15 protein-coding genes are annotated in these 23,326 nt (G+C 69.8%); 8 read left to right on the top strand and 7 right to left on the bottom strand.

Features of this window, described 5'->3' with window-relative positions:
- Positions 1 to 36: 36 nt before the first annotated feature.
- Positions 37 to 2,355, bottom strand: coding sequence for a germacradienol/geosmin synthase (locus ACIQNU_RS27000; RefSeq protein WP_401371355.1), 2,319 nt, complete (start codon positions 2,353 to 2,355; stop codon positions 37 to 39).
- Between the two features lie 181 nt (positions 2,356 to 2,536).
- Here ACIQNU_RS27000 and ACIQNU_RS26995 point away from each other — a divergent pair, with 181 nt between their 5' ends.
- The 3 genes from ACIQNU_RS26995 to ACIQNU_RS26985 all read left to right on the top strand — a co-directional run bounded on the left by ACIQNU_RS26995 (position 2,537) and on the right by ACIQNU_RS26985 (position 6,232).
- Complete coding sequence (locus tag ACIQNU_RS26995; protein WP_401371353.1) at positions 2,537 to 3,130, top strand: hypothetical protein; 594 nt, start codon at positions 2,537 to 2,539, stop codon at positions 3,128 to 3,130.
- A 107-nt stretch (positions 3,131 to 3,237) separates the two neighbouring features.
- Positions 3,238 to 5,211 carry an amino acid transporter gene (locus tag ACIQNU_RS26990; RefSeq protein WP_401371350.1) on the top strand — a complete coding sequence of 658 codons (1,974 nt, stop codon included), beginning with the start codon at positions 3,238 to 3,240 and terminating at the stop codon, positions 5,209 to 5,211.
- A gap of 139 nt (positions 5,212 to 5,350) precedes the next feature.
- Positions 5,351 to 6,232, top strand: a complete 882-nt coding sequence (locus ACIQNU_RS26985) for a lytic polysaccharide monooxygenase (protein WP_401371347.1) — start codon at positions 5,351 to 5,353, stop codon at positions 6,230 to 6,232.
- Between the two features lie 71 nt (positions 6,233 to 6,303).
- Here the strand turns inward: ACIQNU_RS26985 and msrB are convergent, their stop codons facing one another.
- The 4 genes from msrB to ACIQNU_RS26965 all read right to left on the bottom strand — a co-directional run bounded on the left by msrB (position 6,304) and on the right by ACIQNU_RS26965 (position 9,841).
- Positions 6,304 to 6,711 carry a peptide-methionine (R)-S-oxide reductase MsrB gene (gene msrB, locus ACIQNU_RS26980; RefSeq protein ID WP_401371344.1) on the bottom strand — a complete coding sequence of 136 codons (408 nt, stop codon included), beginning with the start codon at positions 6,709 to 6,711 and terminating at the stop codon, positions 6,304 to 6,306.
- A 48-nt stretch (positions 6,712 to 6,759) separates the two neighbouring features.
- Entirely contained in the window at positions 6,760 to 8,157 is a 1,398-nt protein-coding gene (gene murC / locus ACIQNU_RS26975) for a UDP-N-acetylmuramate--L-alanine ligase (RefSeq protein WP_401371341.1), read from the bottom strand.
- Between the two features lie 293 nt (positions 8,158 to 8,450).
- Positions 8,451 to 8,924 (bottom strand): indole-3-glycerol phosphate synthase, encoded by a 474-nt coding sequence (locus ACIQNU_RS26970; RefSeq protein WP_401371338.1) that lies wholly within the window; start codon positions 8,922 to 8,924, stop codon positions 8,451 to 8,453.
- A 119-nt stretch (positions 8,925 to 9,043) separates the two neighbouring features.
- On the bottom strand, positions 9,044 to 9,841 hold the full coding sequence (locus ACIQNU_RS26965; protein ID WP_401371334.1) for a pyrimidine reductase family protein: 798 nt from the start codon (positions 9,839 to 9,841) through the stop codon (positions 9,044 to 9,046).
- Between the two features lie 37 nt (positions 9,842 to 9,878).
- On the opposite strand from ACIQNU_RS26965, the gene zapE reads away from it, so the two are divergent.
- The 5 genes from zapE (at position 9,879) to ACIQNU_RS26940 (ending at position 16,111) form a co-directional block, all read left to right on the top strand.
- A complete protein-coding gene (zapE, locus tag ACIQNU_RS26960) occupies positions 9,879 to 10,979 on the top strand; it encodes a cell division protein ZapE (protein WP_401371332.1) in 1,101 nt (366 codons plus the stop codon).
- 301 nt (positions 10,980 to 11,280) lie between these two features.
- On the top strand, positions 11,281 to 11,646 hold the full coding sequence (locus tag ACIQNU_RS26955) for a hypothetical protein (RefSeq protein ID WP_401371329.1): 366 nt from the start codon (positions 11,281 to 11,283) through the stop codon (positions 11,644 to 11,646).
- 297 nt (positions 11,647 to 11,943) lie between these two features.
- On the top strand, positions 11,944 to 13,551 hold the full coding sequence (locus ACIQNU_RS26950; RefSeq protein ID WP_401371326.1) for a SulP family inorganic anion transporter: 1,608 nt from the start codon (positions 11,944 to 11,946) through the stop codon (positions 13,549 to 13,551).
- Positions 13,552 to 13,790: 239 nt separating this feature from the next.
- Positions 13,791 to 15,134 carry an alkaline phosphatase PhoX gene (locus tag ACIQNU_RS26945; RefSeq protein WP_401371323.1) on the top strand — a complete coding sequence of 448 codons (1,344 nt, stop codon included), beginning with the start codon at positions 13,791 to 13,793 and terminating at the stop codon, positions 15,132 to 15,134.
- Positions 15,135 to 15,214: 80 nt separating this feature from the next.
- Entirely contained in the window at positions 15,215 to 16,111 is an 897-nt protein-coding gene (locus ACIQNU_RS26940; RefSeq protein ID WP_401371320.1) for a polyphosphate kinase 2 family protein, read from the top strand.
- Positions 16,112 to 16,179: 68 nt separating this feature from the next.
- Here the strand turns inward: ACIQNU_RS26940 and ACIQNU_RS26935 are convergent, their stop codons facing one another.
- Both ACIQNU_RS26935 and ACIQNU_RS26930 read right to left on the bottom strand, forming a co-directional pair.
- Positions 16,180 to 16,464 carry a hypothetical protein gene (locus tag ACIQNU_RS26935; RefSeq protein ID WP_401371318.1) on the bottom strand — a complete coding sequence of 95 codons (285 nt, stop codon included), beginning with the start codon at positions 16,462 to 16,464 and terminating at the stop codon, positions 16,180 to 16,182.
- Entirely contained in the window at positions 16,461 to 23,300 is a 6,840-nt protein-coding gene (locus ACIQNU_RS26930; RefSeq protein WP_401371315.1) for an RHS repeat-associated core domain-containing protein, read from the bottom strand. The genes ACIQNU_RS26935 and ACIQNU_RS26930 overlap by 4 nt, the downstream gene beginning before the upstream one ends.
- Positions 23,301 to 23,326 lie beyond the last annotated feature (26 nt).

The raw sequence follows: 23,326 nt of genomic DNA, 5'->3' as shown, positions 1-23,326 counted from the left end.
GACCGATGTCGTCCGGCGGGACCCGTGCGGTTCCGGCTACCCGAGCGCCGCGATGGACACCGTCTCGGCGGGAACCCCGGCCGGCCGGGCGCGCCAGGCGAACGGCAGTGCGGGCGCCGCCCCGGCCACCCCGGCCGCCCCCGCGACCCCGGACAGCCCGAACACCCCAGCCGCCCCGGGCGTCCCGGTCATACCAGTCACACCAGTCACCCCGGGCACCCTTGACGCCCACGGCTCCCCAGCACCACGCACCAGGTTCTCCTCCTGATAGCGCCCACACTCGCGGTGCCAGGTGAGGATGGCGGCCATCCAGTCCTCCAGCTCCTTCACATAGCCGGCCAGGACCTCCCGCGCGTCCTCACCGAGGTCGAAATCGTCGTACAGGACGGGCAGTTCGTGCTCGGCGACGTGCTGGAACTGGCGCAGCCGGGCGTTCATCAGGTCATGGACGATCGCGACGCCCGTCGGGTAGTCGCAGCCGAAGAAGTTCTGTACGACCAGGACGGCGTTGTGCACCTCGCCCTCGAACTCGATCTCCTTCTGGTAGGAGAACAGGTCGTTGAGCAGGCCGCCGTAGTCCGCGGCGGCGTTCTCCAGGGAGCGCATCGGGCCGCTGCGGTAGATCTCCGGGGGAACCGTCTTTCCATGGGAGAGGCGCGCGAGACTCATCGTCAGGTCGGAGCCGTACGTGTCCCGGCGCATCTCGATGTAGTCGACCGGGTCGGGCACGCGGTGCGCCGCGGTGTTCCCCAGCTCCCACATCCACGCGTCGAGCATGACCTCCACCGATGTACGGAACTTCTGCCGTGCCTCCGCGCCCATCGGGCCCGCCGTGCGGGTCCACAGATCGGCGAGACCACGCTCCAGGGCGTTCAACGGAAGGCCCGCCGGCGCGGCTCCGTCCAGGGGCAGCAGGGACTTCAGGCGCTCGGTGCACGCCTTGGCGCCGAGCAGGTCACGAGTGCGCCCGTACACGGCCGGGTACCAGTCGTCCCCGTACGTCCCCCAGGTCAGCCACGCCGACTCCAGGTCCAAGTCTTCCTGAGAGGCCTCCGGGTGCAGCCCCGCCGCGCAGAGCGCGAAGTCGAAGCGGCGCAGGGCGGCCTCGTCCCACAGCCCCTCGCCGAGCAGCCCCATCTCGCGCGACCAGTCGACCAGGCTCTCGCGCGCGGTGGCCAGATGCGGGCTGAGCGTGGTCTTGTACGGCAGTTCGAACTCGGGCAGCAGCGACGGGCCCACCCGCTGATGCGGTACGTGCGTGTGCGCGCGCAGGCGCTCCGCCGCAGCGGCGGTGAACAGGGCGGCGACATCGGTCGACGCGGTGCCGATGCCGGTGGGGCCGCCGAGCGGGGAACGTTCCTTCAGGGCGCCTTCGTTCATGTAGCGACTGGACCGCATGTGCCATTCGTGACCGCCGGACTGCCAGTCCTGAAGGCCCTTCACATAGGCGGCCACCGACGCGCACTGCGCCGGGTCGAGCCCCTTCTCGACGCAGATCGCTGGCGTCTCGGTGAGCGCCGTGTGCTCGAACTGGTGCAGGCGCGAGGTGAGGATGTCGTTGACCGCGTCGGCGGCCTCCTGCGTGGTGCAGTCGAAGAAGGTCTCCAGGACGAGCACACCATTGCTCAGCTCACCCTCCTCCTCCACCTCCCGCTGGTAGGAGAACAGGTCGTTGCGCAGGTGCACGGCGTCCGAGAACGTCTCCATGAGCACCCGCAGCGGCCGGGTCCCCGCGACGGCCGCCGGGACCTCCGCCGTCGCGTATTCGACGAGCCCCGCCGACCAGGGCGCGCCGCCGACCTTGCGCCGCATCTCGATGTACTCGACGGGGTTGGCCACCCGTCCTTCGTTGATGTTGGACAGCTCCCACAGCGACTCGTTGAGGAGGTTTTCCGTGCTCACAGCGAAACGTTCCCGCCACTCCTGGGACATCGCGGGGACCGTACGTGCCCAGAGGTCCGCCAGTCCGGCCTCGACCGGGTTCGTCGGCTCGGGCACGGGCGTCGACAGATCCATCGGCATGAACAGCGGCAGCCGGTCCAGATACTCCTTTCCGCCCTTGCGGTCCTGGCTCCGCTTGAAGATCTCCAGGAAGTGGTCGTCGAAGAAGAACACCCACACGTACCAGTCGGTGATCAGGGACAGGGCCGGACCGTCGCAGTCCGGATGCGTGTACGAGCACAGCAGGGCGTAGTCGTGGGCGTCGAGGTCGCGCTGCTCCCAGACGCCGGAGCCCTCCAGCATCCCCATGTCACGGGCCCACTCGCGGGAGTGGACACGGGCCTCTTCGAGATGCGGGTTCAGGGTCGCGGGGTACGGCATGTAGAACCGCGGGAGTTCAAACGGCTGCGTCATGGCCGGGCCCTACCCGTGGGCCGAACGGGGCATCCGCGACCGGGCGCATGATCGCACCATCGCGTGAAACGACGAGCAGGTCCGCCTAGGACGGTTCCGACGGGGAAAGGCCCCGCCTCCGCGCCGGCCCTCCACTCCATCAGCCCTTGCATCGACCCCGTATAGGAGTAATGTCAATTACATGATTACAGCGGAACAGAACGAGAAACTTCGCGGCTGGTTCGCCGGCCGTCTGCCCGACGATCTCTTCGAGACCCTGCTGGAGGTGACGGTCGACCGCGAGGAGATCACCGTCATCGGCCGCGTCCCCGAGCCCAGGACCACCGCCGGCGCGTCGGACGCCGAGAAGCGGGCCGCCGTGGAAGGGCGCGTCCAGGAGTTCCGGGAGCGCACCCGGGACGAACGCGTCGCGGTCGCGCGCGAGGCCGAGGACCGCTTCCGCAGGAAGGTGTCCTGGGGCGTGGAGTGCGGCTCCGAGCGCTTCCTGTTCACCCATGTCGCGGCGCCCGTGATGACCCGGCTCCGGCAGTCCGAGCGCCAGGTCCTGGACACCCTCGTCGCGGCCGGTGTCGCGCGCAGCCGCAGCGACGCGCTCGGCTGGTGCGTACGGCTGGTGCAGCGCCATGAGGACGACTGGCTGTCGGAGCTGCGGGACTCCCTGGAGGCCGTCCATCGCGTGCGCGCGCGGGGACCCGACTCCGACGCGCCCGACGCCACCGAAACCACGGAAACCACGGAAACCACGGAGAAGGGTGCGGCCGAGGAGGGGAGCTGACGGGTTGCTGACGGGTAGCCGTCGGACGGCCCGTCACCGGCCGGACCCCGCACGCGAGTCGGTGCACGCGAGTCGCCCCCGCCCGCCCGGCGGGCGACGATGTGCGCATGACGGGCACGCACGCCGCCGACGATCCGGACACCCCGCAGGGGGTCACCGGACGGCTGCGTTCCTGGCTGCTCGAAGGTCTGACCACGACGACGGCCAGCCATCCGGGCCCGCACGCCACGCCCGCCGCCGACCACGAGGGCCACGCCTGGTGGCGCGTCACGTGCCTCACCGGCGTGGACTACTTCTCCACCCTCGGCTACCAGCCCGGTATCGCCGCGCTGGCCGCCGGGCTCCTGTCGCCGCTCGCGACGCTCGTCCTGATCGGGCTCACCCTGTTGGGCGCACTGCCCGTCTACCGCAGGGTCGCGCGCGAGAGCCCGCACGGCGAGGGTTCGATCGCCATGCTGGAACGGCTCCTTCCGTGGTGGTCCGGGAAGATCTTCGTCCTGGTCCTGCTCGGCTTCGCCGCCACCGACTTCATGATCACGATCACGCTCTCGGCGGCCGACGCGGCGGCGCACGCGGTCGAGAACCCCTTCGCGCCGCACTGGCTGAGCGGTGAGAACACCTGGCTCACGCTCGCGCTCATCGCCGCCCTGGCCGCCGTGTTCCTCAAGGGGTTTCGCGAGGCGATCGGCGTCGCGGTGGTCCTCGTCGCCATCTATCTCACGCTCAACGTGGTCGTCCTGGCCGCATCGGCCTGGCAGATCCTGACGAAACCCGTACAGATCACCGACTGGACGCAGGCCCTGTCCGCTTCGCACTCCTCACCGCTGGCGATGATCGGGGTGGCGCTCCTCGTCTTCCCGAAACTGGCGCTCGGCATGTCCGGCTTCGAGACCGGTGTCGCGGTGATGCCGCAGGTGCGGGGCGGTGCGGCGGACACGTACGAGAAGCCGGTCGGGCGGATCCGTGACACCCGCAAGCTGCTCACCACGGCCGCCCTGATCATGAGCTGCTTCCTGCTCCTGTCGAGCCTGGCGACGACGATCCTCATCCCGCAGAGCGAGTTCAAGGCGGGCGGCCCGGCGAACGGGCGCGCGCTCGCATACATCGCCCATGAATACCTCGGACAGGCGTTCGGCACGGTGTACGACGTGTCGACGATCGCCATTCTCTGGTTCGCCGGTGCGTCGGCGCTGGCGGGGCTGCTGAATCTCGTACCGCGCTTCCTGCCCCGCTACGGCATGGCGCCCGAGTGGACCCGCGCCGTGCGTCCGCTCGTGTTCATCTTCGGGGCCATCGCGGTCGGCGTGACGCTGTACTTCGACGCGAATGTCGACGCCCAGAGCGGCGCGTACGCCACTGGTGTACTGGTCCTGATGCTGTCCGCATCCTTCGCGTCGACGGTCGCCACGCATCAGCGGGGCCAGCCGCGCGCCGCCGTCGGATTCGGTGTCATCACCGCCGTGTTCGCGTACACCCTGGTCACGAACGTCATCGAGCGGCCCGACGGCATCAAGATCGCCGGGCTGTTCATCTTCGCGATCCTCGTGACCTCGTTCAGCTCACGGCTGCACCGCGCGTTCGAACTGAGGACCAACTCCGTCACGTTCGACGAGACCGCGGCCCGGCTGATCGACCATGTGGCGAGGGCGGGCCCGCTGCGGATCATCGCGAACGAGCCGCAGGAGCACAGCAGGGCGGAGTACCACGCGAAGGAGCACAGCCAGCGCCTGGAGACGCATATCCCCCGACGGGGGCCCGTCCTCTTCCTGGAGGTCTTCGTCCAGGACTCGTCCGACTTCACGGAGGACGTGTTCGTGCACGGCGACGAGAAGCACGGAGTACGCCGTCTCCGTGTCGGCAGCGCCGTCGTACCGAACACGATCGCCGCGATCCTGCTGCAACTGCGCGACCGCACCGGCGAGGTCCCGCACGTCTACTTCAACTGGACCGAGGGCCATCCGGTGAGCCACTTCTTGAGGTTCCTCGTGTTCGGCGAGGGCGAGGTGGCGCCGGTGGCGCGTGAGGTGCTGCGGCGCGCGGAGCCGGATCCGGCGCGGCGGCCTCGGGTGCATGTGGGGTGAACCGGGCGTTGCGTGAACCGGGTGTTCCGCCGTGCCGCTGAACGCTGGGCGCGCCACTCCCGTACCCCTGCGCGTACACCACGTACGCCCCGTGCATCCCATACGCAGGACAGAACAAGACAGGAAGGGTCACGTCCGGATGACCGCACACCGCACCGCCGCCGTCGTCGCCCTGGCCGGAGCCGTCCCGCTCCTGTGCGTACTGGGGGCGGCGGGCCCGGCCGCCGCTCACGGGGCTCCGACCGATCCGGTCAGCCGTACGGTGGCCTGCTCGCCGGAGGGCGGCGCCGCCGCGCGGTCCGCCGCCTGCCGGGCCGCCGTCGCCGCCGGAGGCAGCGCCTTCACCGACTGGGACAACCTGCGGATCGCCGATGTCCGGGGCCAGGACCGGCGGGCCGTCCCGGACGGGAAGCTGTGCAGTGGAGGGCTCGACGCGTTCCGGGGGCTCGATCTCGCGCGCGCGGACTGGCCGTCGACCAGGCTCACGCCCGGCGCCGCGCTCACGCTCACCTATCGGTCGACCATCGCGCACACGGGCACCTTCGAGCTGTACCTGACACGGAACGGATACACCCCGACACGGCCCCTGACCTGGTCGGACCTGTCGCCGAAACCGTTCGCCACGGCCGTCGACCCGCCGCTCGTGAACGGCGCCTACCGCATCAGGGCGACCCTCCCGGCCGACCGGAGCGGGCGTCAGGTCCTGTACACGGTGTGGCGGAATTCCAGTACGCCGGACACGTACTACTCGTGCTCGGACGTGGTCTTCGCGACGGCCTCCGCGTCCGGATCAGGCAGCCGGGCCACGCCGGACAGCGCCACCACCCCCACCACCCCCGCCACGCCCCAAAGCCCCGCCACCCCGGACGACGCGCGCCCGGCCCCGGCGGCGGCCGACACCACCCCGTCCGACCCGTCCGAGGGACAGGGACCGGCTCTCCCGCTGCTCGCGGGCGGACTGGCGGCCCTGGGACTCACCACAGGCACCGCCGTCGCGCTCCGCCGCCGGCGCCGGGAATGACGCCGACGACCACAGCTCAGGCCCCTTGAGGCCGCCTGAGACCCCGTAAGGCCCCTTACTGGTCGTCGGTCCTACTCGCCGGACGGCTCCAGCCTCAGCGAGATCGAGTTGATGCAGTACCGCTGGTCCGTCGGGGTCGCGTAGCCCTCACCCTCGAACACATGACCGAGGTGCGAGCCGCAGCGGGCGCACCTGACCTCCGTACGGACCATGCCGTGCGAGCGGTCCTCGATGATCTCGACCGCGTCCGTGTCCTTGGGGTCGTAGAACGACGGCCAGCCGCAGTGCGACTCGAACTTGGTGTCCGAGGTGAACAGCTCGGCACCGCACGCGCGGCAGGAGTACACGCCTTTGCTCTTGGTGTCGGTGTACTCACCGGTGAACGCCGGCTCGGTGCCCGCCTGACGCAGCACCGCGTACTCCGCCGGGTTCAGCTCGGCGCGCCACTGCTCGTCGGGCTTTTCGATGTCGTACGCCATGAAGATCGTCCTCACTTCTGTCGGCGGACCGCTGTCGGACCCCCCGCGTCACTCCGCGAGGCGGTCCAGGATCCGCGGGCCGAGATCCGTCACGTCACCCGCGCCCATGGTGAGAACGAGATCACCGGGCTTCGCCATTCCCGCGAGCACCTCGGGCGCGGTGACCTTGTCGTGCGCGGCCCGCACATCGGCGCCCGCCGCCCGCGCCGCGTCGATGATCAGAGCACTGGTGACCCCGGCGATAGGGTCCTCGCGCGCGGGGTAGATGTCGAGGACCACGGAGGCGTCGGCGAGCGCGAGGGCCTGGCCCATCTCCTTGCCGAGTTCCTGGGTGCGGGAGAACAGGTGCGGCTGGAAGAGGACGAGGATGCGGGCGTCCCCGGCGGCGGCGCGCATGGCCTCCAGGTCGGCGGCCATCTCGGTGGGGTGGTGCGCGTAGGAGTCGATGACCTGGACACCGGCCTGCTCGCCCTTGAGCTGGAGGCGCCGCTTGACGCCCGTGTAGGAGGCGAGGGCGGGCGCCAGGTCCGCCGCGGGGATGCCGAGCGCGGCGCCCGCGGCGAGCGCGGCGACGGCGTTGTGCGCGTAGTGGCGGCCCGGGACGGAGACCGTGAAGGTCAGCTGCTCGCCGTCGAGGAGGACGGTGACCTCGCTCTTGAGGCCCTGCGCGACGACCGACAGGACGCGCACGTCGGCGTCCGGGGCGTCTCCGTACGTCACCACGCGCGCGGGGGCACCCTGCTCACGCAGGCGGCGGGTCAGCTCGCGGGCGCCCTCGTGGTCCGCGGAGACGACCAGGGTGCCGCCGGGGACGATCCTGGCGGCGAAGGTCTCGAAGGACGCGTAGATCTCGTCCATCGAGGCGTAGTTGGCGTGGTGGTCCAGCTCCACGTTGAGCACGATCGCCACCTCGGGCGCGTACTTGTGGAAGCTGCGGTCGCTTTCATCCGCCTCGGCGACGAAGATCTCGCCGTCGCCGTGGTCGGCGTTCGATCCGGGCTCGTCCAGGTCGCCGCCGATGGCGTACGAAGGGTGCAGGCCGAGGGTCGACAGGGAGACGGCGAGCATGGACGTGGTGGTCGTCTTGCCGTGGGTGCCCGCGACCGCGAGGGGGCGCAGTCCGTCCATGAGCGAGGCGAGCGCGTCGGACCGGTGCACGACGGGGATGCCGCGTTCGGCGGCGCGCGTCAGCTCGGGGTTGTCGGCGCGGATCGCGGAGGAGACGACGACGCAGGTCGCGTCGGCCGCCAGGTGCTCGGCGGCGTGCCCGATGTGGACGGCGACGCCCCGCGCGCGGAGGGCGTCGACGGTCTCGGAGTCCTTGGCGTCGCTGCCGGCGACGGTGGCGCCGCGCTGGGCGAGGATCTTGGCGATGCCCGACATTCCGGCGCCGCCGATGCCGATGAAGTGAGGTCGGTCCATGGCGGGTGGAATGCCGGGTGCCATGTGTGTCTCCCCTGGTGCTCGCGGTGCCGTAGTGCTGTGGGTGCCGTGGGTGGTGTGGGTACTCAGGTGCCGTGGTGCCGTGGGGGCGGGCCCTGGTGCCGGGGACGGCTGCCGCCCGGCCGTGGTGCGACGGCCGGGCGGGCCCACCCTATGCCGTACGGGCGCCGGTCCGTGCCCGTCGGCCGGTCCCGCGCGAGCCGGGCCCTCGCGGGCCGTCCGCGCGCCACACCCGCGTAACCCGCACCACACCCGCGCCCTACCCGTGGGCTACCTACCCGCGCCCTACCGTTGGCCTAAGCCTTGCTGTGCGAGAACAGCTTCAGTACCGGGACGCCGACCTTGTGCCGGGCGCGTGACGCCCAGTCCCGATGGAAGAACTCCTCCACATAGTGCGGATCGGTCAGCACGATGACTTCGTCGGCGCCGGTCTCCTCCACGAGGGTCTTGAGTGCGTCCAGCGGGTGGTTCTCGATCAGTCTGCCGTCCGCCTCGGAGCCCGCCGCGTGCAGGGCGGTGAGGGAGACCTGGAGTGCCTGCTCGGCGGGGCCCGCCGCCTCGGCGCCCTCGGGCGTCTCCCGTTCGTGGGCCGCCTCGTCCAGCTCCCCCATCGCTACGTCGTCGATCGCGCGCAGCAGGCGGTCCGCCTGGTCCCCGCGGGGCTGTAGCAACACATGGAAGGCGACGTTCTCGTCGCCGTGCAAGGTCGTGACGAACTCCACGTCGGCGGACGTCAGGGCCTTCTCGATCATCAGTACGCTCGTGAACACGACAGGCGCCCTTCTCATCCGTGGGCCCGTGGCCAGGCCCCCTGCGGAAACCATCCTGCCCCGTGACCGCACGGGGTCTGCGAGATTTAGTGTGCCCACAGGAAGCTAACCGGAACGAATCATTCCGCGGAATGTCGACCTCGGTGGTACCGGCCGAACAGATAGCCGTCCTCTTCGAGCAGCGAGCCGAGGGCGAATCGTTCCGGCACCGTCAGGGCGGGGCCTCCGGCGATGCGTTGCGCGTCCCCGGCGGTGAGCATCGGCGAAACGGTCAGGCACAGCTCGTCGAGCACCTGTGCGGCCACGAACTGTCCGAGCAGCCTGGGGCCGCCTTCGGTCAGCAGTCTGCGCAGCCCGCGCGCGGCCAGCTCGTGCACCACGCGCGCGGGATCGACGCGGGCGCCGTCACCGGCGAAGACCACCTCGGCGCCGGACTTCCGGGCTTCGGCCACCCGGTCGGCGGGGGCGCCCGAACCGGTCACCACGAGCGTCGGCACCAAGGGTTCGGTGAAAAGCGGAAGCGAGAAATCCAGGTCGAGGCCCGCACTGACGACCGCGATGGCGGGCGCCGGTCCCTGCCCGGCGGCGGCGCGCCGCGCGGCGAAGGCTTCCCGCGCGCGTGCGGGCCCGTAGCCCTCCTGGCGTACCGTTTCCGCACCGGCCACCACCGCGTCCGCGAGACCGCGCAGGGTGCCGAAGACCCGCATGTCGGCGTCGCTGGAGATGGCCTGCGAACGGCCGTCGTGCTGGGCCGCGCCGTCGAGTGTGGAGACCATGTTGGCGCGCAGCCAGACCTCGGCGTCCACCGGATAGGCGTACGCGTCGGCCAGCTCGTCGAGGCTCCACTGACGGCCCACCGGGGACGCCGCCCCGGTCGTGGCCACTGTTTCATCGGTCACAGGGAACAGGCGTCGCATGTCAAGCAGTCTCGCACGGCCCTTAAAGTAAGCAATCGTGTCGTCCTCCACCGCCGCCCCCGGGCAGAGCCCCATAGCCGACCCGACCCCGCTGTCCCTGTGTACGCGTGAGCCGCGCGTCCCGGCGGACCGTCTGGTCGCCGAGATGGTGCCGCCGCCGCGCTTCGATGCGGTCCGCTTCGCGACGTACGTGCCCGATCAGGCCCAGCCCAGCCAGACGGAGGCGGTGCGGGTCCTGAGCGGCTTCGCGGCCGGGCTCGGCGGGGCGCACCCGACGGGCGAGGGCAGGCGCCGCTGGTTCGGCGGCCGGGCGAGGGCCGCGGCGCCCGCGGGCCCGCGCGGTGTGTACCTGGACGGCGGCTACGGCGTCGGCAAGACCCACCTCCTGGCGTCCCTGTGGCACGCCACCCCGGCCGCGCCCGAGCAGAAGGCGTTCGGCACCTTCGTGGAGCTGACCAACCTGGTCGGCGCGCTCGGCTTCCAGGAGACCGTACGCACGCTCAGCGGGCACCGGCTGCTCTGCATCGACGAGTTCGAACTGGACGACCCCGGCGACACGGTCCTGGTCTCGACGCTGCTCGGGAAGCTGGTCGACGCGGGGGTCGCCCTGGCCGCGACCTCGAACACACTGCCGGGCAAGCTCGGCGAGGGCCGCTTCGCGTCGGTCGACTTCCTGCGCGAGATCCAGGGCCTGGCCGCCCACTTCCGCGCCCTGCGCATCGACGGCGACGACTACCGCCATCGGGGGTTGCCCGAGGCGCCGGCCCCGTTCTCGGACGAGCAGGTCACCAAGACGGCGTACGCCACCGATGGCGCCTCGCTCGACGACTTCCCGCATCTGCTGGCCCACCTCGCGCGCGTGCACCCCAGCCGGTACGGCGCGCTGACCGACGGGCTGAAGGCCGTGTGCCTCACCGGGGTCGAGGCGGTGCCCGACCAGTCGACGGCGCTGCGGCTCGTCGTCCTCGCCGACCGGCTGTACGACCGGGAGGTGCCGGTGCTCGCCTCCGGGCTGCCGTTCGACCGGTTGTTCAGCGAGGAGATGCTCAACGGCGGATACCGGAAGAAGTACTTCCGGGCGATCTCGCGGCTGACCGCGCTGGCGCGGGACGCCAAGGAGCTGGTCCGCGCGGCGTAGGGGGACCGTGGTCCGCGCGGCGTAGTGGCGTCGCAGTCCACGCGCCATGGCCACCGCACCCGAACAGGCGTGGCAAAACACCGCTCTTACGTACGCATCCCGGGGCGCTTTCGGCCAGCCATTCGATCGAAGACGGTCACTTTCGGTCACTCATCTCCGCGCAACGTTCTGGTAACCACATAGGACGCTCGCCGCGTTAACGTATTGATTGCCAAGGGGAACGCGCCGTCCAGAACCGGACGACGCTGATCCGGCCATTCCCTGGCGATCGGTACGCACCGTGCGACGGGGAGACGAGCCCATGTGGACAGGGACGACGGTGCGCGGGCTGCCCGCCGTACTCGCCGTCGTGCTGCTCGCGTTACAACTCATGACCCCGACCGCGCCGTTGGCATCCGCACACGAAGAGGCGGTCGCCTTCACCACGGCCGAGATGGTCACGTGCGGTGACCATCAGCCGCCCGTGGAGTCCGCGCCGCGCTTCCGCGCGCGGGTCAGCCTCCGGTGCGAGGACTACGTACCCGAGCCCCCCGGTGCCGCCGGGGACGCCCTGAGCGTGACGGCGGCGCGGCATCACGCGCCGGCGCCCGCAGCCGGGTCGTCGTCGGCCCGGCGGAGACCCGCCGAGGCCACCCTTCCCTCCATGCTCCAGGTGTTCCGCTGCTGAGCCGGCCACCGGGCGAGGAACCACGTCGGAACGCCACGGCGCCGCCCCTGTGCGAAACGGCCGCCACGCGCGCGTAGAACCCCGACAACCATGCGCCGACGTACTTGAGTACGCGCACACCCGCGTCCCGTACGCCGTACGCCTGTACGCCCGTACTCACGCACTCCCTGCCCCGTACGCCTCTGTGCGCGTACCGCACGGCCGGGCGTGCGCTCCTCATCGCCTCGCTCTCCGCACCGACTCCCCCACGCGTAAGAACCACGCGCCCGCGCGGGCGCGCGCAGGAGGCATCTCGACATGCACCGCACCCTTCGCTCCACCACCCTCAAGATCCCCAAATCCCCCAAAACCCCCACCCTGCGGCAGGACTTCGCCGCGTCACTCGTCGTCTTCCTCGTCGCCCTGCCGCTGTGCGTGGGCGTCGCCGTCGCGTCCGGCGTACCGGCCGAACTCGGCCTGGTCACCGGCATCGTGGGCGGTCTCGTCGCCGGAGCGCTGCCCGGCAGCAGCCTCCAGGTGTCGGGTCCGGCCGCGGGCATGACCGTCCTCGTCCTGGAAGCCGTCCGCGCCTACGGCCTGGCCGTGCTCGGTGTCATCGTGCTCGCCACCGGGCTGCTCCAGTTGGTCATGGGCGCGCTGCGCTGGGGCCGCTGGTTCCGCGCCATCTCGGTCTCGGTCGTCGAGGGCATGCTCGCCGGGATCGGACTGGTCCTGATCGCCGGTCAGCTCTACGCGATGGCGGGCACCGAGGCCCCCGCCACGGGGCTCGACAAGATCGCCGGGCTGCCCGGACTGCTGGTCGACGCGTTCTCCTCGTCCGGCGCTCGGGCGTCGTTCCTGCTCGGCCTCGGCACGATCGCCGTCCTGGTGTTCTGGAGGCGGCTGCCGCGGCAGGTGCGGGCCGTCCCCGCGCCGCTCGCCGCGGTCGCCGTCGCCACGCTCGCGTCGGCGGCCTTCGCCCTGCCGGTGGCCAAGGTCGAGGTCCACGGACTGCTGGATTCCGTACGGCTCCCGCAGGCCGGTGACTTCGCCGAACTGGCCGGTCTCGGCGTGATCGGCACCGTGCTCGCGTTCACCCTGATCGCGTCGGCCGAGTCGCTGTTCAGCGCGGCGGCCGTCGACCGGATGCACGACGGACCGCGCACCCAGTACGACAAGGAGCTGATGGCGCAGGGCGCGGGCAACACCCTGTGCGGGCTGCTCGGCGCCCTGCCGATGACCGCGGTGATCGTGCGCAGCGCGGCAAATGTGCAGGCGGGCGCCCGGACCAAGGCGTCCCGGATCCTGCACGGTGTCTGGCTGCTGCTGTTCGCGGCGCTGCTGCCCGCCGCGCTCGCCGTGATCCCCCTCCCGGCGCTCGCGGCCGTCCTGGTCCACGCGGGCTGCAAGCTCGTTCCCGTACGGGCGCTGGCGGCGCTCTGGCGTGACCACCGGGGCGAGGTGCTGGTCCTGACCGTGACGGCGGTGTCGATCGTGGCCGTCAGCATGTTCGAGGGCGTACTGATCGGCCTCGCGCTCGCGGTCGCCAAGACGGCGTGGGACGCCTCGCACATCCGGCTCGACGTCACGGACAAGGGCGCGGGGCCGATCCAGGCGCGGCTGTCCGGGAACGCGACGTTCCTGCGGCTGCCGAAGCTGCTCGACACGCTGGAGTCCCTGCCTCACGACCGTCCCGTGGAGCTGGACCTGTCAGGGCTGCAGCATCTGGACCACGCCTGCCGCACGGCCCTGGAGAACTGGGCGGCGCGGCACGGTGGGGGCGGGGCGGAGCGGGTGAAGGTCACGTCGGCCGTGATGTCGGGGGCGACGGGGCGGGTGATGGCGGGCGAGCCGAAGGCGGTGCCCGGGGTGTCAGGGGCGGTGCCCGGGGTGTCCGGGGCGGTGTCCGAAAAGGCACGGGAGTGACGCGGCCGGTCGCGGGGTAACGGAGGTCTCCCCGGGGCGCGCGTGGTTCCCGTGGTCCCGGGGGCGTGCTACACACGTGCGGGTCACATTCCTGTCCGCCAACAGGAGGTAACCCCATGTCAGACTCCACGACAACAGCTTCGGGAACACCGGGAACACCGGGAACACCGGGAACTCCGGGAACTCCGGGAACATCGGGAACATCGGGTACTTCGGGTACTTCGGCCTCGCGCCGCCAAGTGCTTGCCCGTACTGGTGCGCTGGGCGCCGGAATCGCCTTCGCGGGCACCCTCTCCGAGCTGTTCGCGGGGACGGCCGCCGCACACGGAACCGGAGCGTCGGGTTACGGCCCGCTCGTCCCCGACCCGGACGGACTCCTCGACCTGCCGCGCGGCTTCCGCTACAAGGTTCTCTCACGGGAGGGCGACACCCTGCGCTCCGGCGAGGGCCGGGTGCCGAGCAACCACGACGGGATGGCCGCGTTCGCCGGCCGGAGCGGACGCGTCCATCTGGTCCGCAACCACGAGAACCGTGTCACCGCCGCGACCCCCGTCCCGACCGTACCCGAACTGACGTACGACCCGATGGCCAAGGGCGGCTGTACGGCCCTGACGCTCGACCACCGGGGCGATGTACTCGATGAGCGCGTCGCCATCGCGGGTACCGCCGTCAACTGCGCGGGCGGCCCCACGCCGTGGGGTACGTGGCTGACCTGCGAGGAGACGGAGGATCTGGCCGGTACGAACGGCTACACCAAGGACCACGGTTTCGTCTTCGAGGTGGACCCGGTCGACCCGCGCCGCACCGGGGCCGTCCCGCTCACGGCGATGGGCCGCTTCCAGCACGAGGCCGTCGCGGTCGACCCGGTCCACGGCATCGTCTACGAGACGGAGGACGCCTTCCAGCGGCCGTTCGGCCTCTTCTACCGGTTTTTGCCGCGCAAACCCGAGGGTGGCCGGGGTTCGCTGCGCGCGGGCGGGCGGCTCCAGGCGATGCGGGTGCCCGACGTGCCGGACCTGTCGTCGGTCCAGGAGCCGGGTGCGGAGTTCGACGGCGTCGAGTGGGTCGACGTTCCCGATCCGCTCGCGGTGCGTACGCCGATCCGGAACCAGGACTTCGGCCCGCGCGGCATCACCCACGCGCAGAAGCTGGAGGGCTGCTACTGGGGCGGGAGCTGTGTGTACTTCGTGTCCTCGTACGCGCGCAGCCGCGAGGGCTCGGCCGGCGACCACTTCGGGCAGGTCTGGCGCTACGACCCCCGGCGGCGCCGCCTCACCCTGGTGATCGTCTTCGGCCCCGACACGGATGTGCAGCTGCCGGGTTCGGAGCCGGACAACATCTGTCTGGCGCCGAGCGGCGGGCTCATGGTCTGCGAGGACGGCGCGGGCGCGCAGCATGTGTTCGGGGTGACGCGGCGGGGTGAGGTGTACGCGATGGCGCGCGGACGGCAGAACATCGGGACGCCCGAAGAACCGGAGTGGGGCGAGTTCGCCGGGGTCGCCTTCTCGCCACGGCGGGACACGATGTACGTGAACTGCTACACGCCGGGGACGACCTTCGCGGTGACGGGGCCGTGGCGGTGAAGGTTGTGGTGACGTCGCACGAGTAGCGGACCTTTCCGGAGCCCCGCAGGATCGAGGGGGCAGACCGGAAGGGGTGCGCGATGGGCAACAAGGCGAAACGGGGCAAGGGAGACAAGGGGCGCAAGGGGGACGGCGCTCCCTTGCTGCGGGACGTGCTGCGCGTTCCGGAGGGTGAGCGCGTGGATCTGTCCACTTACGACGCGGGGGCGACGCCCGGCGGCCCGCACGACAAGGCCGCCGGGCTCGCCGCGACCGCCCTGATGGGTGAACGCCTCGCCGACCTCCAGGAACGTCTGTTCGCTTCGAGCACCGGGGGTGACCGGCGGCGCGTGCTGCTGGTGCTGCAAGGGATGGACACGAGCGGCAAGGGCGGCACGGTCAAACATGTGATCGGCCTGTTCAACCCGTCCGGTTGCCGGATCAGAGCCTTCAAGTCTCCGACCCGGGAGGAGTTGAGCCACCCTTTCCTGTGGCGGATCAGAAAGGCGCTGCCGGAGCCGGGCGAGATCGGCATCTTCGACCGGTCGCATTACGAGGACGTACTGATCGCGCGGGTACGGGAGTTGGTACCACGCAGCCAACTCACCCGCCGCTACGGCCAGATCAACCGCTTCGAGGAATCCCTGACGGGGGACGGCACCACGGTGGTGAAGTGCTTCCTGCACATCTCGTACGAGCAACAGCGACGCCGCCTGCTGGAACGCCTGGACAACCCGAACAAACACTGGAAATTCAACCCGGGAGACATCGCGGAACGGTCATTGTGGCCGGCGTACCAGGAGTCCTACGAACTGGCCCTGGAACGCTGCACGACACCACACTCCCCGTGGTACATCATCCCGGCAAACAGGAAATGGTACAGAAACTGGGCAATCAGCACGCTACTCCTGGAACACCTGATTTCCCTGGACCCGCAGTACCCGAAGGCAACGTTCGACGTGGAGGAATCCCGGCATCAGCTTCTTGCGGAGGGGTGAGGGGGGCGATTCTTGGACTCCGGATTATGCCCGCCCTCCTCAGCCAGAGAGCATCGTTCGCACTCATCTCAGAGAGAACTGCCGCTTCCCCGGGTTCTTGCAACATCCAAGTCAGAGCTGCGGGCACTCAGTCGCAATTGACCTCCCGAGGTGTACCCGCCCGAGACCACTTGCAGTTCATCACCTTGGGTGGGCCATTCAGACGATCTCAACGGAAGGTCATGCATCAGCACGCGATCAACGACGCCGATCTCTCCGGATGGCACTCGAACCCTAAGGCCGTATGGCATCTGCTCGACCACCACTGCTGAGACGATCTGCCACTTCTCCAGACGCGGAAACTCGCTGGTCATCTGCCACTCCAAGGGAGCCTGGGGAATGAGTTGAGCTCAGCGAAGAGCTCGCGTGGGACCACGTACTCCATGTGCTGCTCAGTCATCCCCTCCCACTCCTCAATCCGACCTGCATTAACGTGCTTCTGAAGCCACATTGTGGGAACTTCGATTTTTAGGCCCACGCCGTGAGTGTCAACAGATCCACGCGCCCACTCGCTCGCGGTTTTCTCATTTCCAAAGTGCGCAGCGCCATCGAAGGAGCCGTCATCAGAGCGAGGGAAGTGTTCGGGATTCAGACCTCCATCAAGCTCCGAACTTCCTCGCCCGATTGGCGAGGTACGGTAGATCGTAGTCGTGCCGCAATTGTGGACGAGAACCGGCGCAGCCCCCGCCACCACATAATACGTATGCACCCCCTCAACCGTCAGGTTGTGCACCGTTTCCCGAGGGGCTGTGTGCCTCTGGACTGCTGTGATCTGGACCTTCGTGCCCGCGCTCGTGCGGAGCCAGGTGCCCGGTGACAGATCCGTCGCGTCGATCCACGCGTTCAACTCCGGGACCCAGAACGGGTGGCCGTCGGTGGCTGTCACCGATGCCGTTTTCTTGCCCTTTTTCCCGTCCGTGTCGACCGTGACCTTGACCAGGTGCTTGACGCCCTCGCCCTTGATCTCCGCGGTGACCGTCCGGGCCGTGGTCCGGCCTGTTTCCGGGTCTGTCGCCAGGACCTTGTCGCCTATGTCGACGTCCTCGATGGGCTTCGTACTGCCGTCCGCCATCAGGACTTTCGTCCCGGGAGTGAAGCTGTTCCGGACGGGGCAGCCCGGTGACGATGTGGCCGCGTCCGCCAAGTCGTCGGCTTTCCGCTCCAGTTTCAGCCAGGCTCTGAAGTCCTTGACCAGACCGCCGACGAGACCGCCGATGCGTTTCGCGAGGGCGATGCCCTTCTTCCAGTTCCACGGCAGCCCGTACTTCGTGCCGAGTTTCGCCACCAGGCCGCCCATGAAACTCGTGGCGACGTTGAAGATGGTCGCCCCGCACGCGCCCAGGCTGCCCGTCGTGAAGCAGTCCAGGGCGTCGGTGATACCGAGTTCGTCCGCGATGATCCCGGCGAGTTCCTTGGCGGCCTGTTTCATCCGGCGCTCCCGCGCCTCCGCCTGGGAACGGGCCTCCACGGCCTTCCGCTCCGATTGCGTGAGCGGCTTGTAATAGCTGTAGTACGTCGAGGTGGCCTTGACGTCCCACCCACCGTTCCCGGTCGGCTTGCAGGTGATGCCCACATATGTGCAGTCGTCCGGCTTCATCCCCGAGGGATCGGCCATCGAGACAGGGTTGTTGTTGCCGTACGCGTAGCCGTTGATCTGCTGGGGATCCGTGAAGTCGATCACCGGGTCGGCGGAGATGAACCGCCCGTTCTCCGTCTCGTACTCACGCGCCCCGACATGGGTGAGCCCCGTGGACGCGTCCACCGATTTCCCGAGGAACCCCTTGTCGTCGACCCAGGGCGCCGAGCCGGTGCCCCGCTCCTTGCCGAACGGGTCCATCCGCCGCCGGATCACGTCACCGGTCTTCGCGTCGATCGCGATCGACATGGTGCCCTGGTGGTCACCGGCGAGGAGGTGGACGCCCTTGGGCGTACGCATCGCCACGGTCTGCGAGCCGAATCCGTAGTACCGCGTCGCCTCCACGGCCCGCGTGGCGGTGTCGAGGTTCAGCTCCATACCGGGCAGGTACAGCGTCTGCCGGCCGGCCTCGCGCCGCAGGACGCGGGTGCCGTCCACACCGTACAGATACGACGTGTCGGTACCGGCCGCGGCGAGCTTGCCCTCGGCGTTCCATGTGAGGTCCTGGGTGGTGCCGCCCAGGACGCGCGCGTCGGTGTTGCCCGCCTGGTCGTAGGTGAAGGTGTCCTGGCGCAGGACCGCGGGATCGCCGCCGGAGGCCGGCGTGTTCTGCTCGACCGCGGTCAGGGTGTGCGGTCCGCCGTTGCCCGCCGCGTCCTTTCCGTAGGTGTAGCTGCGGGTGACGTCGGGCGCCCCGGCGATCCCGTGCAGGAGCTGCCGCTCACGGTTGCCGTGCCGGTCGTAGTCGAAGGACTGCCAGTACGGCGCCGCGCCGCCGAGCGTGCTCGCTGTGGGGTTCGGCGTGCAGGCGGCGTTCTTCCGCTCCGAACCGGCGGCTCCGTCCGAGGGGTTGGAGGTCGCCCAGGCGTCCTTGAGCCGCCGCTGCCAGTCGTAGGTGAAGCACTGGACGTCCGACTGGCCGCCGGTCGGGGTGTCCGCGATGGAGGTGACGTTTCCGGTGGCGTCGTACGTGTAGTGGGTGTCCTGCGTCTCGCCGGTGACACCTTCCACCCGGACCCGCGTCCCGGTCAGCCGGTCGGTGCCCTTCTCGTAGTCGTAGGCGAGAGCGGCCATCCTGCCGGTCGTGCCCAGGGCTCCGAGGGTCAGGGTCTGGAGCTGCGACGTCGGGGAGTAGCCGGCCTCCGAGACATAGGTGCCCGCCCGCGCGCCGCCGAGCAGGGAGGTCATCGAGACGGGTCGCTGAATCTCGTCGTAGGCATAGGTCAGCGTCTCGCTCGCCAGACCGCCCGCCGCCGGCATCCGCTGCGACTGCACGGTGCCGTCGTGGTTGTACTGGGTGCCGAACTCGTAGGTGCCCTTCAGCTCCGTCGCGGTGGCGCCGCCGAGGATCACCCGGGTGGTCACCGGGCGGTACATCGTGTCCAGTTGGGTGTTGATCGTGGCGACGGTCGAGACACCGCCCTCGTAGCGGTAGGTGCCGTACGGCTGGCCCTTGCTGACGAAGTCATAGGTGCTGACGGTCAGCCGCGTCCCGGTGTCCGGCTCGCCCTCCCAGGTGGAGACGGGCCGGCCCAGCACGTCGTACTTCGTCGAGATCTTCTTGCCGCGGGAGTCCTTCGTGAACGTCATACGGTCCAGCGCGTCGTAACCGAAGTCCGTCGTGCCGGTGTCCGGGTCGCTCGCCGCGATCTTGCGTCCGCGCTGGTCGTAGCCGTAGTCCCAGACGCTGCCCGCCGCGTCGGTGACGGTGTCGAGCTGACCGCCGGGTGTGTAGGTGTAGCGGATCGACTCGTAGTCGGCGGCCGTACCGTTCGGCAGCGGCTTGTCGCCCTTGTAGCGGCGGATCTCCGCGGTCTGGCCGCGACCGTCGCTGATCGTGGTCGAGGGTGCCGTGCCCGCGGGCGGGTCGACATGGACGCGGTCGCCTCCGTAGGCGTACGTCGTACGCCACTTCTCCGCATTGGCGACCTTGAAGATCTCGGCCGTAGTGCGGCCCGCGCCGTCGTACTCGGTGACGGTATGGCCGTCCACTTCCGCCGTGGGCACGACGAAGGTGTCGGCGGGGGCTTTCTGGACGTAGTAGTCGGCGTTGGCCTCGACGATGTTGCCGAGCCCGTCGTAGAACGTGTCCGCGACGATGCTGCCGCCGCCGGGGCCCTCGCTCTGCTGCTGGCGTGGCCGCAGCAGGCCGTCGTACAGCGTGTATTCGGTGCCGTACGACACGCCGTCGTTCTCGATCCGTTCGGTCTTGACGGCGACCGCGTCGTTCTTGCGGATGAGGTACGTGTACTTGACCGACGGAGTGCTGTTGGGCTTGTCCCGGTCGGGGAGCCACACGGAGGTGAGCCGGCCGAGAGCGTCGTAGGCGAGGTCCGAGCGCTTGCCGTTCATGTCGATCTGCGCGGCCGGGGCACCCCAGGAGCGGACGTACTCGGTGGTCGTCGTCCACCCCAGCGGGTTGGTCTCCAGCTTCTCCGTGGTGAGGCCGTCCGTCTCGGTGTACTTCATCGAGGTCGGGCTGCCGGCGGCGTCGGTGACCTTCAGCGGCCGTCCGTAGGCGTCGAAGTCCGCGACGGCGGAGGACGTCACGGTCTCGTACGTGGCCTTGGTGCCGTCGTGCGAGGCCAGTCGCTGGACCTTGGTGGTGTCCCCCTTCGTGGGGGCCTCGCCCAACGCCTTGCCGTCGTAGAAGGTGAGGTCGTCGGAGATCACCTGGCTCTTGCGGTCCGGCGTGGTCGCGCAGGACACGGCGACCTTCTCGACCCGTGAGGTCAGTGCGAGCAGGTTCTTGCCCGGGTTGTCCGCGTACTCGGTGCGGACGCACACGTTGTCCTGGGCGTCGCCGACCTTGCCGTAGTCGTCGGTCTCCACGGGCCGGCCGGTGGCGTCGTCGTAGCGGGTGGTGGAGCTGACCTCCTGCTGACCGCCGTTCTCCAGCGTGGTGTACGAGGTCGTGGTGGCGGGCCGGACGTAGAAGGCCTTGTTGGTGCCCCAGGACTCGGCGCGGGTGGCGGTGGTGCGACGCCAGGTGGTGCTGATGCTCTTGGAGACGATCTTGTCGGCCGTGTAGGCGCCGTCGTAGGTGACCGTCTCCAGTTCCTGTCCGGACAGTTCGTTGTCGTCGGGATGGCTGGTCCCGGTGGAGTCGGTGACCTCACCGCCCAGTCCGCGCAGGAAGACATGCTCGGTGCGCTGGTTCGCGGGGCTGACCGTGCCGCCGGACTTGGTGACCCGGACCTTGCCGTAGCCGCGCCAGTCGCTGCGGGTGCGGTACTCGTCCTTGGTGATGCCGTCCGCGCGGGCCTTCTTCCAGCCGGCGCCGCCCAGATACTCGTAACTGCTGACCATCTCCGGCGCGTGGCCGGTGAGGTCGGTCTGGGTGACGCGTTCGACGAGGTATTTGTGGAACCAGTCCGTGAGGGGGTCGGTCGCGCCCGGCGGGCTCCACTTGACCGGGTAGCACGCCTTCGTGGAGGTGTCGGGGTCGGGCAGCGCCGCGGCGGTGCACTCGGCCGCGCGGTAGCCGATGTCGAGGCTGCCGCCGGTGTCGTTGACGACGCTCGTGAGGCGGAAGCGGTTCATCGCCTGGATGTTGTCGCCGGCCTTGTCGACCCGGTTGGGCAGTTGCGCTCCCCCCAGCTCGACGGTCGGCATCTCCACGGTCCCCGAACCGGCGTGGCCCGTCTGCTTGATCGTCTTGAGCCACAGCGACTTCGAGCTGTCACCGTTGTCCGTGAAGAGATGGCCCAGGGTCCAGGAGTCCACGTCGGCGTAGCCGGTGCCGTAGCGGATCTGCGTGGTGACCTTGCTGAGCTTCTTGCGGGTCCAGAACGTCGGGGAGTTCTGCCCCGGGCACTTGGTGTCGGCCTTGCAGTTGAGGTCCCAGGGCACATCGGGCCAGCGGGTGGCCGTCGCGTCGGTCAGGTCGCCCGGTTCGCAGTCGGTGGCCGCGCCGAGGCACCGTTCGTCGGTGTCGAAGACCATGCGGGCCGAGGCCGGGGTGTCATAGACGGCCTGGTCACGCTGTCCGTAGTCGATGCGCTTGAGGTGGCCGCCCCGGATGTAGGGCTTGCCGTTCTCGCCGGTCTTCAGGCCCTGGGTGTAGTAGTTGGTCTCCTTGCCGTAGAAGTACGACATGGCATTGCCGTGGATGTCCACGACGTAGTCGAGGTTCCATCGCCAGGCCTGGGTGCAGTAGGCGTCGGCGAAGGCCGCCTTGTAGCAGGGTTCGCCCGCGTCGTCGCCGTAGACGGGCACCGTCCAGGTCGAGCCGGTCTGTTCGTCGCCGGAGGCCCAGCCGGGCAGGCTGTCCAGGCCGAAGTAGTACTGGGTGCCGTCGGTGGTGGTCAGGCGCCAGTGCTCGCCGTTGTCGTCACCGTTGGCGGCGCCGGTGATCTTCTCGACCTTGGTGTTGTCGTCACTGCTGAGGCGCCACTGCTTGGTCGTGTCGTCGAGGATCAACTCACCGGAGGGGCCGCCCGCGAGCTGCACGGTGGCGTTGTCGAAGGCCCAGCACTGGTCGCCGTTGGCCTTGTCGTGTCCGTCGTCGGCGCACGGCTTGTAGCGGCGCTCGATGAATCCGGCCTCGTAGCCGAAGCCCTGGCCGATCCAGGACCCCTGGCTGTTGGTGGCCGCGGTCTGACCGTCGACCGCCTGGGAGTTGTAGCCGAGCGACACGGACGGTGCCAGACCGCCGGGAGCGGGCGGAGTGCGCAGCGGATACGACCAGTTGAAGGCGCCGGAGGAGTTGGACACGCTCCACTCGGCGGACGGCGAGAGCGGTGTCGCGCCGAACGAACCCTGATCGCCGGAGGCACCGGCCGCCGCGGCGAGCACGGTCGGGGTCGCGGCGCCGGACGTCCGGGCCGCGACCGGCACGTCCGCGCTCAGGGCGCGGGCGGCGGCGTCGTGGCTGGTGGGCAGCTCGCGCGGGGTCGAGCACCCCTTCGCCGCCGGGGTGGTCAGGACACACGCGGGGTACTGGAGGAACCGCAGCCGTGATCCGTACCCCGCGCCATAGGCATCGGCGAACCCGGAGTAGTCGAGTTCGACGCGGGCCGCGCCCTTCTTCGTGGTGGCGTCCGCCGGGGAGACGGTCAGCAGGACGCCGTCCACGCCCGCGGCCTTCGTCCGGGCACGGTCGAGGACTTCTACGTCGACTGCGTCCGCCGCCGGTCTGGCCTCGGTGGCCTTGCGGGGCGGCCCGATCCGCAGCGGAAGACCCGGCAGCCGCTTCGGCTTGTCCCCCACTGTGACCTCTTCGTGGGCGGCCTTCGGCCACGTGACCTTCGCCGGGCCCTTCACCCGCGCCTTGTCGACCGGATTGGTGCCGGGGCGCCCGGCCTTGAGCGCCTTGACCGGTATCGGCTTGCCGAGGTCTTCCTGCACCTCGGGCCGGGTCAGCCCGGTGTCCGACGCCGATGCCGTCGCCTCGGGCGCGTACTGCGGCAGCAGCCCGACGGCCAGGGAGAGCCCCAGCGCGACGATCAACTGCCGGCGGAGGCCGGGCCGGGTGAGGCGCGAGGACGTGCGGAACCAGCGGGGGGTAGCCATGACACATCTCCATCAGGTCATGTGGT

The organism is Streptomyces sp. NPDC091292, from assembly GCF_044757265.1.
Lineage (GTDB): Bacteria > Actinomycetota > Actinomycetes > Streptomycetales > Streptomycetaceae > Streptomyces.
This window is presented reverse-complemented; position numbering and strand designations above follow the sequence as displayed.